12 protein-coding genes are annotated in these 12192 nt (G+C 62.8%); 4 read left to right on the top strand and 8 right to left on the bottom strand.

The features are described from left to right. The 7 genes from GPT33_RS13015 to GPT33_RS12985 all read right to left on the bottom strand — a co-directional run. The coding region (locus GPT33_RS13015) for a DmsC/YnfH family molybdoenzyme membrane anchor subunit (protein WP_296809604.1) at positions 1 to 243 on the bottom strand (243 nt) is incomplete at its 3' end. 141 nt (positions 244 to 384) lie between these two features. Next, a complete protein-coding gene (soeB, locus tag GPT33_RS13010) occupies positions 385 to 1107 on the bottom strand; it encodes a sulfite dehydrogenase subunit SoeB (protein WP_296809602.1) in 723 nt (240 codons plus the stop codon). Positions 1108 to 1214: 107 nt separating this feature from the next. Next, on the bottom strand, positions 1215 to 4118 hold the full coding sequence (soeA, locus tag GPT33_RS13005; protein WP_296809601.1) for a sulfite dehydrogenase subunit SoeA: 2904 nt from the start codon (positions 4116 to 4118) through the stop codon (positions 1215 to 1217). Between the two features lie 344 nt (positions 4119 to 4462). Beyond that, on the bottom strand, positions 4463 to 4738 hold the full coding sequence (locus GPT33_RS13000) for a hypothetical protein (RefSeq protein ID WP_296809598.1): 276 nt from the start codon (positions 4736 to 4738) through the stop codon (positions 4463 to 4465). 379 nt (positions 4739 to 5117) lie between these two features. Continuing rightward, positions 5118 to 6203, bottom strand: a complete 1086-nt coding sequence (locus GPT33_RS12995; RefSeq protein WP_296809596.1) for a homoserine O-succinyltransferase — start codon at positions 6201 to 6203, stop codon at positions 5118 to 5120. Between the two features lie 22 nt (positions 6204 to 6225). Beyond that, positions 6226 to 7098, bottom strand: a complete 873-nt coding sequence (locus GPT33_RS12990; RefSeq protein WP_296809594.1) for an ATPase — start codon at positions 7096 to 7098, stop codon at positions 6226 to 6228. A 329-nt stretch (positions 7099 to 7427) separates the two neighbouring features. Continuing rightward, positions 7428 to 9344: an ATP-binding cassette domain-containing protein gene (locus tag GPT33_RS12985; RefSeq protein WP_296809592.1), complete on the bottom strand. Its 1917-nt coding sequence runs from the start codon at positions 9342 to 9344 to the stop codon at positions 7428 to 7430. A 199-nt stretch (positions 9345 to 9543) separates the two neighbouring features. Between GPT33_RS12985 and GPT33_RS12980 the strand changes: the two genes are divergently transcribed. From GPT33_RS12980 to GPT33_RS12970, 3 genes are all read left to right on the top strand, one after another. After that, the gene (locus GPT33_RS12980) at positions 9544 to 10254 is read left to right on the top strand and encodes a Crp/Fnr family transcriptional regulator (RefSeq protein WP_296809590.1); all 711 of its coding nucleotides are present in this window, start codon (positions 9544 to 9546) and stop codon (positions 10252 to 10254) included. A gap of 293 nt (positions 10255 to 10547) precedes the next feature. Then, on the top strand, positions 10548 to 10955 hold the full coding sequence (locus GPT33_RS12975) for a DUF6858 family protein (RefSeq protein ID WP_296809588.1): 408 nt from the start codon (positions 10548 to 10550) through the stop codon (positions 10953 to 10955). Positions 10956 to 11007: 52 nt separating this feature from the next. Further along, entirely contained in the window at positions 11008 to 11436 is a 429-nt protein-coding gene (locus GPT33_RS12970) for a NifB/NifX family molybdenum-iron cluster-binding protein (protein ID WP_296809586.1), read from the top strand. A gap of 92 nt (positions 11437 to 11528) precedes the next feature. Here GPT33_RS12970 and GPT33_RS12965 read toward each other — a convergent pair whose 3' ends face one another. After that, a complete protein-coding gene (locus GPT33_RS12965) occupies positions 11529 to 11672 on the bottom strand; it encodes a hypothetical protein (RefSeq protein ID WP_296809584.1) in 144 nt (47 codons plus the stop codon). Between GPT33_RS12965 and GPT33_RS12960 the strand changes: the two genes are divergently transcribed. Next, a partial coding sequence (locus tag GPT33_RS12960) for a cytochrome ubiquinol oxidase subunit I (RefSeq protein ID WP_296809582.1) occupies positions 11656 to 12192 on the top strand: 537 nt, incomplete at its 3' end. The two genes, GPT33_RS12965 and GPT33_RS12960, sit on opposite strands and share 17 nt — an antisense overlap.

Genomic DNA, 12192 nt, shown 5'->3' with positions numbered 1-12192 from the left:
GGTCCGCCACATGGCGGCCGAGCGCCAGGCCCGCTCGGGACGTCCGAGATGAAAGAAGGACGCACCGAGACCGATCACGAGCAAAAGGAGCGCAACCAGGCTTCCGATCGCATAGAACTGGTCTTCCTGCGCCGGGAGGAACCGAGCGAGCGCATAGAGTTGACCGGTAAACATGGCCAAAAACAGACCCTGACCGGCGCCGAGCAGCGTGGTCAGAAAGATGACGGAGAATGCGGGGTGCATGGGTGGATGCCTTTGTCCTGTAACCAATGTCCTGTAACGAATGTCGCGTCGGCGAGTCGGATTCATCCGGATCGGCTCGAAGCGCGAAGACGGGCGTCGCTGTACTCGACCCGTTCTACGCACTTGGATCCGCGGGCATCCCTACCAGGCGACGTCGTCCAAGGTCTCCTCACCCGTGTAGGTGGTGAGGTCCTCTTTGCGTAACGGGTTGTCGACACGCGTCAGCTCGTCCGGACTGATGTACATCCGGTTCTTCTGACGCGGCAGATAATGATTGGCCGGCTTGGTGCCCCATTCGGGCATCAATTGATAACCACCGCGCTCGCGGATCGCCACCGAGACCTCCGAGTCCGGGTCATGGACATCGCCGTAAAGCCGCGCGCTGGTCGGACAGGCCAGCACACAGGCCGGCTGACGGTCGCGATCGGACAGCGTGGCATCGGTGATGCGATCGATGCAAAGGGTGCATTTCTTCATCACCTTCTCTTGCTCGTCCAACTCACGCGCACCGTAGGGGCAGGCCCAAGAGCAGTACTTGCAGCCGATGCACTTGTCGTAATCGACCAGCACGATCCCGTTGTCGGCCCGTTTGTGCGAGGCACCGGTCGGGCAGACCGGGACGCAGGGCGGCTCCTCGCAGTGCAGGCAGCTCTTCGGAAAATGGACCGTCTCGGTATTGGGGAAGACTCCGACCTCGAAGGTCTGCACCCGATTGAAGAAGGTCCCCGTCGGACTGCCGTCATAGGGGTTCTGGTCCACCAGCGGGCCTGCCCAGCCGGAGGTATTCCACTCCTTGCAGGAGGTCACGCAGGCGTGGCAACCGACGCACACGTTCAGGTCGATGACCAGGGCGAGTTGAGTCATGTCTAAATCTCTCCGTTGTCGGCCGTCAGCCGCGGGGTCGAATATCGGCTTGCGAGCCCGCGATGCGTGAGCGTCGCCGGACCCGGAACCGACCGCTGAGGCCGAAGCTACTTCTTCCCGAACACGCCGGCCATGTAGGCCTGCCACTTGCCGCGCTGCTTCTCCTGCCCGGGCAGTCGCGGCATGGCGTCGAACTGGGGCGATGACACCCGCGGCTCGTTCGGACCGGCCTTATAGACCCGGACCCGGACATCGAACCAAGCGGCCTGACCCGTGACCGGATCGGAGTTGGAGAGATGCTCCCCGGCCGCACTGGGCGGCAGCTCCTCGGAGATCAGATGGTTCAGCAGAAAGCCCTTGCGGGACTCGTCCGCGTTGCTGCCGAGCCCCCAAGCACCGTTGGCCTTGCCGATCGCGTTCCAGGTCCAGACCGTGCCGGGCTCGACCGCCTCGGAGAAGCGGCACATGCAGCGCACCTTGCCGAGCGTCGACTCGACCCAGATCCAGTCGCCGTCGGCGAAACCGTGCTTCTTGCCGACGAGCGGATTGACGAAGAGATAGTTGTGGCTGTGGATCTGACGCAGCCAGGCGTTCTGGCTGTCCCAGCTGTGATACATGGCCATCGGACGCTGGGTCAGCGCGTTCAACGGATAGCGCACCGTGTCGACCAGTTGGTCTTCCAGGGGCCGATGGAAGAAGGGCAAGGGGTCGAAATAGGTCTCGACGCGCTCGCGCAACCGATCCGGCGGCTGTCGTCCGGGCCACTTGCCCTGCGCGGCCAGCCGGAACTTCTGCAGAACCTCGGAGTAGAGGTGGATGGTGATGGGCTCGGCATAACGGATCATGCCGTGCGCCCGCGCCCAGTGCAGATAGCCCTTGTTCCAATTGCGCATGTACTGGTAACTGGGCGGCAGCTCATGATGGAAGACGCAGCCGTTTTTGGCGTACATCTCCCATTGCTTGGGGTTGGGCTCGCCCTTGAGCACCTGATCGCCGTCCTTGCCGCGCCAGCCGGCGAGGAAGCCGATGCCGGATCCAGGGGATGTCTCGTAGTTGACGATGAAATCGGGATAGTCGCGGTACTTGCGCTCGCCCTCGGCGGTGACGAAGGCCGGCAGCTTCAGGCGCGATCCCAGCTCGATGAGCACGTCCTGGAAGGGCTTGCACTCGCCTTTCGGAGGCAGCACCGGGATTCGCACTGCGTCGACCGGGCCGTCGAACTCGGAGATCGGTCGGTCGAGCATCGAGAGCGCATCGTGGCGCTCCAAATAGCTGGTATCGGGCAGCACCAGATCGGCGAAGGCGACGGTCTCGGAGGAGAAGGTGTCGCAGACGACGATGAAGGGAATCTTGTATTTCCCCTCGACATCCTTGTCCACCAGCATCTTGCGCGTCTCGCTGGTGTTCATGGAGGAGTTCCATGCCATGTTGGCCATGAAGAGGAACAGGGTGTCGATCGGATAGGGATCGCCGCGCCAGGCATTGGTGATGACGTTGTGCATCAGGCCGTGGACCGAGAGCGGGTACTCCCATGAAAATGCCTTGTCGATACGCACCGGTCCGCCGTCGGCGTCGACAAAGAGATCCTCGGGCTTGGCGGGCCAACCGAGCGGCATGCCGTCGAGCGGCGTGTTCGGCTGGACGGCCTCGGGTCCGTGCGGCGGCTTGGCACAGGGCGGGATCGGGCGCGGAAACGGCGCCTTGTGGCGGAAACCGCCGGGCCGATCGATGGTGCCGAGCAGGGTCATGAGCACGCCGAGCGCGCGGATGGTCTGGAAGCCGTTGGAGTGGGCGGCCATCCCGCGCATGGCATGGAAGGCGACCGGATTGCCGGTGACCGAGGGGTGCTCGACGTCCCAGCAGTCGGTCCAGGGGATCGGCAGCTCGATCTTCTGGTCGCGCGCGGTGACGCCCATCTCGTGTGCAAGGCGCCGGATCGTGTCGGCCGGGATACCGGTGATCTCGGCGGCCCACTCGGGTGTGCAGGGCTCAAGCCGCTCTTTGAGGAGCTGGAACGCCGGTTTGACCGGGATCCCGTCGTCCATGTCGAGCTTGTAGCTGCCCATCAGCCGCGGATCCGCACCCGGGGTGTGGGTGCTGATGGGGCCGTCGATGTTGCGATCCCACCAGAGTTTGTTCTCCGGATCGAAGCAGCCTTCTTCGACGTGCATCTCGGCACGGTAGAAGAGACCGTGATCGTCGCGCGCCGGATCGTCGATGACCAGCTCCGCGGAATTGGTGTAGCGCACCAGGAAGTCGCGATCGAACAGCCCCTGCTTGAGGATCTCGTGCGAGATGGCCATCAGCAGCGCGCCGTCCGTACCGGGCTTGATCGGCACCCACTCGTCGGCGATGGCCGAATAGCCGGTGCGGATCGGGTTGATCGAGATGAACCGTCCGCCCCGCCGTTTGAACTCGGAGATCGCAATCTTCAGCGGGTTGGAATGGTGATCCTCGGCGGTGCCGATCATCACGAAGAGCTTGGCGCGATCCAGATCCGGCCCGCCGAACTCCCAGAACGAGCCGCCGATGGTATAGATAAGCCCGGCCGCCATGTTGACGGAGCAGAATCCACCGTGCGCGGCATAGTTCGGGGTGCCGAACTGTTTGGCGAAGAGACCCGTGAGGGCCTGCATCTGATCGCGACCGGTGAAGAGGGCGAACTTCTTCGGATCCTCGGCGCGCAGGCGACCGAGGCGCTCCTCGAGCATCGCGAAGGCTTCGTCCCAGGAGATCGTCTCGAACTCGGAGGCGCCCCGCTCCGCCCCTGCCTTACGGCGCAGCGGCTTGGTAATTCGCCCGGGCGAGTACTGCTTCATGATCCCGGAGCTGCCTTTGGCACAGATCACCCCCTTGTTCAGGGGATGCTTGGGATTGCCGTCGATATAGCGGACCTCGCCGTCGCGCATGTGGACTCGGATGCCGCAGCGGCATGCACACATGTAGCAGGTGGTTTCCTTGACCTCGACTCGCCCGACCGTGCTGTCGGAGTGAGCAATGGGATCCTGCATGTGTGCACCTTTGAGCGAGGAAATGAGCCAGACGATTACCGCATTCTAATATTGCGGATGTCTATGTTTCAAACCTGATGCCAACCCGGGAAATGGGCGACCAAGAGAGACCCGCCAAGATTACGGCTAACGGGTCGGCTGCCGGCGGGGAGGGGGGCAACCCTCGTGAGGCGTGCGCTTCGGGAAAGGCCGGAACTTGCTCCGTGACACGAGGACGAATGCTCGCCTCTCCAGCGGACATGGCGCGGAGAGGCGAGTCTTGACGCGGTCGGCGAGAGCCGAGACGACGGGGGCTCGATGCCTTCGGGCCGAGCGCAGGTGCCCGATCCGAGTGGCGTTGCGGACTAGGCCGCTTCGGCCAGCGTCACCGGAAGCCACGAGGCAAGACGCTCGCGCTCTTGAGCAACGTCGATCGCGAAGAAATGATTCAGCACCTCCAGCGCCTCATCGAGATCCTCGCAAGGCCACTCGTTGGTGATACTGCGGAAGGTCCAGTCCTCGACGTGGAAGCAGCAATGCCCGCCATTGGCCGCGCCCTCGGCATCGTACCGAAGCTTGAAACCCGTGTAGGTTCTGGGATCCCATTTGTAGCGGATCGTATTTTCTGTTTGCTCGAACATGTTTTTCTCAGTGGAATCTGTTGCTTGTACGCCGATAATCCCGCCCGGGAACGTCGGTTGAGCTGCCCGCTCGGCAACGAGAGGAAACATACCGGCAACAGACCGTTTCCTTTTCGTCACACATTGCATCTCATGCGTCAAGTTTAGTATCAAAACGCAACAAACGACAACCGGGCAAACGCATTTTTTTCGGTAAATCGATCACATGACGCGACAAATTGGATCGAGTCGCTCGACGCATTTTTCAAGACGGCGGAAGGCGTTTGTTGTCGAAATACCACACCCAGCGATTCAAGCAGCCGGGAATCTCAACCCGCTCGCGCATCGCTGCTGAAAAACCACTGAACAGGTCAGTCGCGACCCGGCGATCCGGCTCGATTTAGGTGCGGGGTCGACGCCAACTCAGCGCAAGCGGATCGTCGGGATCCACGTGTGACATGAACGGAAGCCTGCGGTCGTTGTTGGTGACCTGATAGATCAGTCCCATCCAGTTGCCGAGCACACCTTCACCGCTGTCGTGCCAGGTATTGTCGAGCCTGTCGACGATGTGCTGCTCGGGAAAGGCGGGCAGCTCGCGTCCCTGGTCGAGTGCATCGAGGATCCGCTCGCGGTGCTCGTCCAGAATGGCGCGCGACTGGACACCGAAATAGTTCTCGGGGCAAGGCGGATACGTGTCGCGCTCTCCGGCGGCGAAGCGGTTGACCTCGCGCTTGTACTCCTTGAGCAGCGAGATGGTGTCGTACTCAGGGTGGCCTTGAAAAAACACCTGACGGAACCCGTCGGGACTGACCGCGAGATGCACACCGGCCTCCTCGCTCTCGGCGAGGATGTGCAGGCCCGCGGCCTCGAACTGATCGCGACCGATCGCGTTGAAGCGCGAATGCGGCACGTCGAAGCGGGTGTTGACGCTGCTCACCAAGGGATGGCTGCGGTCGATCACACGATGCACATAGACACCCCAACGCTTCTCGCCCAGCGGACGGCGCCGCTGGCCGTAGCGAAACTCCAACACCGCATGGGTCGCCAGGCATGAGCAGAGTGTCGAGCTGACATTGTGGTAGGCCCAATCCACCACCTCGATGAGCGGCTCCCAGAAGGTCTGGCTCGCGAGGTCCGGGCCCATGACATTGGCGCCGGTAATCACCAGGGCATCCAGACCTTCTGCACGGATCTTCTCGAACGGCTCGTAGTAGCGCTCGACGTACTCGCGGGTAATCGGACCGCGGTCGAGCGCATCGAGCGTAAAGGGGTGGACATAGAACTGCGCGATCTGATTGCTCTGACCGATCAGCCGGAAGAACTGTCGCTCGGTCGCCGCAAGCGCGGCATCCGGCATCATGTTCAGCAGGCCGATGTGCAGCTCGCGAATATCCTGCTGAAGCGCGTGATCGGGCTCGAGGATCTTGTGGCCCTCTTCGCGCAAACGCTGGAACGTCGGGAGGCCATTGTGGGCGACGATCGGCATGGAGTCGTTCCTGTCGTTCGAATCACTGCAACTCGGGATCGAAGACCGGCGTCTCGGCCTGCCCGATCGCCGACTCGATCAACTGGATGAAATCCTGCTCGTCGCGGACACGCGCGACATCTTCGGACGAGACCGTATAGCCATAGGGCCGTGCGATCGCCTCGTAGCGCGGCACGCGCGAATGGAACAGGCGCGGGAAGACCCAGCGCGTGAAGTCGTCCGGGTCCACTTGCGCGACATAGTCGAGACCATGGACCGACAAGTAGTCCTTCAGCGCGGCACGCAGGAATTCGGGGCGATAGTAGAGCGGCTTGGGATCGGCCTGAGCACGTTGAATCAGCTTGATCTCGTCGGCCTCCGGAACCCGGATGTAGAGAATCAGGCTGTGCTTGGCGAGCAGGTCGATGACTCGCGGCTCGTCGAGCTCGCAGAGACTCCCCCCGACGTCGTTGATGAGATGCGGATAGCTGTAGATCTCCTGGGCCTTCCGCACGAAATCAGGCACATCCATCATGGCCGCGATCTCCGCCTCGCGATACAGGGCCTGGCGACGATTGAACTCGCCGAGCGGAAGCCCCCCGCGCTCGGGGTTCCCGAGCTTGCCGACGAAGCTCAACACCGGCCCCAAATCTTTGATCTTGATGTTGTTGTGGATAGCGACCCAATCGTGGCGCAGGAGATCGCGCAGGAAGGGATCGCGCATCGCATGCGCCTTGATCAGGTCGAGGATGTGCTCGTTGAGATAACGGGTCCCGATCCGGTAGTCGCCGGAGTAATGGAACCAGTCGTTGCGGCGCAGCATCTCGGAGAGATAGGTCTTGCCCACCCCCGACATCCCGAGCAGCGTGATGCACTTGTGCTTCCAGCTGCGGAATTCATCGACCGTGAACTTCATTGATTGAACCGCGTCCTGAGTGACAACCGATGTTTGACGGAAAACGACCGTTTGAGGAGACCGAGAAAACCGTGCCCGACCCGGTTCAACTTTTTCTCAAATCATTCAACAGCCCATTCCGCGACGACCGTGGATTCGGGCAAGGCCGGGCCGACAGGAAAACCGTTTACGCCATGCGTAACTCGGCAGGACCCGACCCGGACCGCATGACGATGTTAGTTCAGGACGCCGACGGCGACAAACACCCGGTCCGGATTCATCGACGTGGCGCGAGGCCCGATGTCCGGCGGTCGGCCCGGCTGCGGACGTCCGGCATCGCTACCGCCGGATCAGCGCCGCGCCTCGAGCGACTCCCAGCGCGCGTAGGCGGTCTCGAGCTCGGACTCCAACGCCTCCAGACGCCCCTTGACCACAGCCACATCCTCGCGGGCGGCCTGATAGAAGGCAGGATCGGCGAGGCGCACGTGCAGCTCGGCTTGCGCGCTCTCCAGTGCCTCGATTCGGGCCGGCAGCTCGGCAAGCTCGCGCGACTCTTTGAAGCTCAGCTTCTCGACCTTGGCCGCAGCCTTGGGCTGATTCGTCCCGCCCGCTGAGGCCGACGCCTGTGTTCCGGAATCGGCCGGTTTGGTCTTGAACTCGCCCGAGCGCCGCGGATCGCGTTGACGCACCCAGTCCTCGTATCCGCCGACATACTCGCGGACCCGTCCTTCGCCCTCGAAGACCAGGGTGCTGGTGGCGACATTGTCGAGCAATGCCCGGTCGTGGGAGACCAGCAAGAGGGTGCCTTGAAACTCGACCAGCAGGTCTTCCAACAGCTCCAGCGTCTCGGTGTCCAGATCGTTGGTCGGCTCGTCGAGCACCAGCAGATTGGCAGGACGGGTGAAGAGCTTGGCCAGCAGCAAACGATTGCGCTCCCCTCCCGACAGCGCCTTGACCGGCTGGCGTGCACGCTCCGGAGTAAAGAGAAAGTCCTTGAGATAGGAGAGGACGTGACGGCTCTGGCCGTCGACCTCGATCTTGTCGCTGCCACCCGCGACGTTGTCCTGGACACTTCTGTCAAGGTCCAATTGGGCACGTAGTTGATCGAAATAGGCGACCTGCAGGTTGGTCCCGCGCCGGATCTGGCCGACCTGAGGCTCAAGGCCACCGAGCAGCAGCTTCAGCAACGTACTCTTGCCGGCACCGTTCGGGCCGATGATGCCGATCTTGTCGCCCCGCAGGATCAGGGTGCTGAAGTCACGGATCACCGGGGTGTCGCCCCAGGCGAAGCTGATCTCCTCGGCCTCCACCACCAGCTTGCCGGAACGATCGGCCTCGCTCAGACGCAGGCGCGCCGTGCCCTGCAGCTCGCGCCGCTCAAGCCGTTCGCGGCGCATGGATTCGAGCGCGCGCACCCGCCCTTCGTTGCGGGTACGCCGCGCCTTGATGCCTTGGCGGATCCAGACCTCCTCCTCGGCGAGCTTGCGGTCGAACTGCGCCGCGGCCTGCGCTTCGGCATGCAGACGCTCCTCGCGGCGCCGCAGATAGTTGGCATAGTCGCCCGGCCAGTCGGTGATCCGCCCGCGATCGAGCTCCAGGATTCGGGTCGCGACCCGTTGCAGGAAGCGCCGATCATGGGTGACGAAGAGCAAGGAGCCGGGAAAGTCGATCAGGAAGTCTTCGAGCCAATCGATCGCATCGATGTCCAGATGGTTGGTCGGCTCGTCGAGCAGCAGCAGATCGGGCTCGGTCACCAGTGCACGGGCAAGCAAGACGCGACGCTGCAGACCGCCCGAGAGTGCTGCGAAACGAGCCTCGGCGTCGAGCCCGAGCCGCGAGATGACGCGTTCGGTGCGTTGCTCGATCGCCCAGCCGCCGCCGTCTTCCAATTGCTGCTGCACCCGCGCCAGACGCGTCAGATCCTCCTCGCTCGGATCGCTCCCCAAGCCGTGTGAGAGCTTGAAGTAGTCGCTCAGAAGCACCCCGAGATCGCCCAGGCCGGCCGAAACGACCTCGAAGACGCTCCCCTCCTCACCGCGCGGGATCTCCTGCGTCAGACGCGCCACCTTCAGCCCCGCGGCCGCGCGGATCTGACCCGAATCGGCCTGGTTCTCCCCGTCGATGATCCGCAGCAAGGTCGACTTGCCGGCGCCGTTGCGGCCGATCAGACAGATCCGCTCGCCTCGCTCGATGGTGAAGGAGACGTCCTCCAAGAGCGGCGGCAAACCATAGGAGAGGGCGACAGAGTCGAGGCTGAGCAAGGTCATCGATCGTACCGTGTGGAATGAAGAGGGCGATCCCGAGCGCGAACATGCAACAGTGCAATTGTCGCGCATCGGACTCGTCAAGGTAGAGAGGGCGACGACGCGGCGCAACCCCGTGCGGGAAATGATCTCCCCGAACCGATCGGCTACACTGGGCTATCAGGCACCGCCGTGCCACGAACGACGAGAGTCAGACGACCCCATGGTTAAAAGCGTCACGCTGCGAGATGCCTGGTCGGGCGAGGCCGATTGTCTCAACTGCTCGCTCCGTACCACCGTCCTGTTCGCCGGTTTGGCCGAGGCCGATTTCGAGCGAATCCACGACCCGATCGACCAATTCACCCTGAAGCCCGGCACCAGTCTTTACCGGACGGGTGATCCGGCCGATCACATGTTCACCGTGCGCACCGGGGTCCTGAAATTGGTTCAGTATCTCCCGGACGGCAGTCAGCGGATCGTGCGGATCGCACGGACCACCGATGTCCTGGGCTTGGAGGCCATGCTCGAGGGCGGCACCTACCAGCATGACGCCATCGCCCTTCAGCCGACGGAGGTCTGCCGCTTCCCCGCCCGCTTGGTCCGCGAACTGGGCTGCAACAATCCGGACTTGCACCGCGAGCTGATCTCGCGCTGGCAACGCGCCTTGAACGAGGCCGACGCCTGGCTGACCGAGCTTTCCACCGGATCCGCCCGTCAGCGCATCGCCCGGCTCTTGTTGCGCCTGGTCCGTGATCGCGAAAGCAGCGCCTGCCAACTGTTCAGCCGCGAGGACATGGGCGCCATGCTCGGCATCACCACCGAGACCGCAAGTCGCACCATCGCCGAGTTCAAGCGGCAGAGTCTTCTGGTCGAAACCAACCCCAACCGCTTTCTGCTCGACATCCCCAACCTCAAGCGCATCGCGGAGGGTTGAAACGCGTCCAGTGCGATATGCGCTGTTCTCGGGCAGGCTCAAGATCGCGCACACCCGAGAGCGCCGCGAGAAACGCGTTTCAAGAGATCGATTGATTTTATTATTCTGAACCGCGTCCCCGCCGACGCCCTCGGCGGGCTCCATCGGCCATATCCGCAACCGGGATCGGCACAGACCGCAGACGCGGTTCAGCCGGGTTGACCGATTTCAATGCCCCGAGCACCCCTCACCCCCAATGATGGCGCATTCCGCGGTGCAACATCGCAGCTTGACCAAGGCCGTCAGGGCAGATCATGAAACAGACCGTGCTGCAGGAGACCTTTCCGGTCTACGTGCTGGAGATCGACCGCGAGGAGACACCGCTCGACTCGGTGGATGCCGTCTGCGGTTATTTCAGGGCCTGCATCGAGGCACATCCGTCGGCCATCTTCATCGCCGAGTTCGATCACCTCCGACACACCCGATCGCTGCCGGACGGACGGATCGGCGAAGGCATTCGTGCCGCCAGGAATCTAGTCTTCTGTTTCGGCATCACCCTGCCGAACCCACAGGCGCTCGCGATGCGCCCCCGCTCGATCGGTATCGCCGAGACCGACGACGGCTTCGTGATCACCTTTATTGAATTGCCGATGCCGGTGGCGAACGCAGCGATGGAAGACTGGGCGATGCGTCTGCGCCAAACAAAGGCGGCTCCGGCATGAGCTCCGCGGCAGGGCACACCCGACCAAGCACACCTGACGAGACCCGAAATCCATGACCACTCGAAGCGTCCTCGCCGTTCTGAACACGGGGAAATCCATGCGTATTGCCGTCACCAGCCAGAACTTTCGAACCATCACCGGACATGCCGGCAAGAGCCGTCGCTTCATCATCTACGAGGCGGACGCCGACGGCAATCCGACCGAGGTCGATCGGCTCGATCTGCCGATGGAGTTGTCCCTGCACGAGTATCACGGTGAGGATCACCCGCTGTTCGACCTCAACCTGAACGGGATTGTGACGCAGGGCGCCGGGAGTGGCTTTTTGCAGCGGATGGCTCGCCACGGGATTCAGGTCTACACCACCAGCGCGACGGACCCGCTGAAGGCCGTGTCGGCCATCCTCGCCGGACAGCCACTGCCGCCGGCGGCTCCGCATACCCATGAACATGGGGCCGGCGAAGGCGCACACCATCATGACTGATGCCGGCCGTACCGCCGCCTGAAACGGGCGATGCCGTTGCCGAAGGACAGGTTGCGATTCGTCATTTCCGATGTCGTCCATGCGGCATACCTTTATCCACCTTCGACCGGCGGGCCAACCTGATCCGGACCGTCGGCGATCTCCCCGATCGCCGACACCCTGCCCGGCACCCGACAGCCCTCCTTGCCGTTCCTGATCTCCAACCTCGGGAAGATCGCCATGCTTGACAGCACCATGATCGAGCTCTCGCGGTGGCAGTTCGCCATGACCGCGATGTACCACTTCCTGTTCGTACCCCTCACACTCGGCCTCGCCTGGATCCTGGTGATCATGGAGAGCGTCTATGTCATGACCGGACGCGAGATCTACCGGGACATGACCAAGTTCTGGGGCAAGCTCTTCGGCATCAACTTCGCGTTGGGCGTGACGACCGGGCTGACCATGGAGTTCCAGTTCGGGACCAACTGGGCCTATTACAGCCACTATGTCGGCGACGTCTTCGGCGCACCGCTCGCCATCGAGGGCCTGATGGCCTTCTTCCTGGAATCGACCTTTATCGGTCTGTTCTTTCTGGGCTGGGAGCGACTCTCCAAACGCCAGCATCTGACCGTCACCTTCCTGATGGCGCTGGCGTCCAACCTCTCCGCACTTTGGATCCTGGTGGCCAACGGTTGGATGCAGAACCCGGTCGGGGCCGAGTTCAGCTACGAGACCATGCGCATGGAGATGACCAACTTCATGGAGGTCGTGGTCAAC

This window comes from Thiocapsa sp. (assembly GCF_011390875.1).
Classification (GTDB): domain Bacteria; phylum Pseudomonadota; class Gammaproteobacteria; order Chromatiales; family Chromatiaceae; genus Thiocapsa.
Note: the sequence above shows the minus strand (reverse complement) of the source record. Positions and strands in the feature narration are given on the sequence as shown.

Bases quoted from the DNA above. Each gene is read 5' to 3' on its own strand.
- soeB (WP_296809602.1), bottom strand. From the start codon at position 1,107: ATGACTCAACTCGCCCTGGTCATCGACCTGAACGTGTGCGTCGGTTGC.
- soeA (WP_296809601.1), bottom strand. From the start codon at position 4,118: ATGCAGGATCCCATTGCTCACTCCGACAGCACGGTCGGGCGAGTCGAG.
- GPT33_RS13000 (WP_296809598.1), bottom strand. From the start codon at position 4,738: ATGTTCGAGCAAACAGAAAATACGATCCGCTACAAATGGGATCCCAGA.
- GPT33_RS12995 (WP_296809596.1), bottom strand. From the start codon at position 6,203: ATGCCGATCGTCGCCCACAATGGCCTCCCGACGTTCCAGCGTTTGCGC.
- GPT33_RS12990 (WP_296809594.1), bottom strand. From the start codon at position 7,098: ATGAAGTTCACGGTCGATGAATTCCGCAGCTGGAAGCACAAGTGCATC.
- GPT33_RS12985 (WP_296809592.1), bottom strand. From the start codon at position 9,344: ATGACCTTGCTCAGCCTCGACTCTGTCGCCCTCTCCTATGGTTTGCCG.
- GPT33_RS12980 (WP_296809590.1), top strand. From the start codon at position 9,544: ATGGTTAAAAGCGTCACGCTGCGAGATGCCTGGTCGGGCGAGGCCGAT.
- GPT33_RS12975 (WP_296809588.1), top strand. From the start codon at position 10,548: ATGAAACAGACCGTGCTGCAGGAGACCTTTCCGGTCTACGTGCTGGAG.
- GPT33_RS12970 (WP_296809586.1), top strand. From the start codon at position 11,008: ATGACCACTCGAAGCGTCCTCGCCGTTCTGAACACGGGGAAATCCATG.
- GPT33_RS12965 (WP_296809584.1), bottom strand. From the start codon at position 11,672: ATGGTGCTGTCAAGCATGGCGATCTTCCCGAGGTTGGAGATCAGGAAC.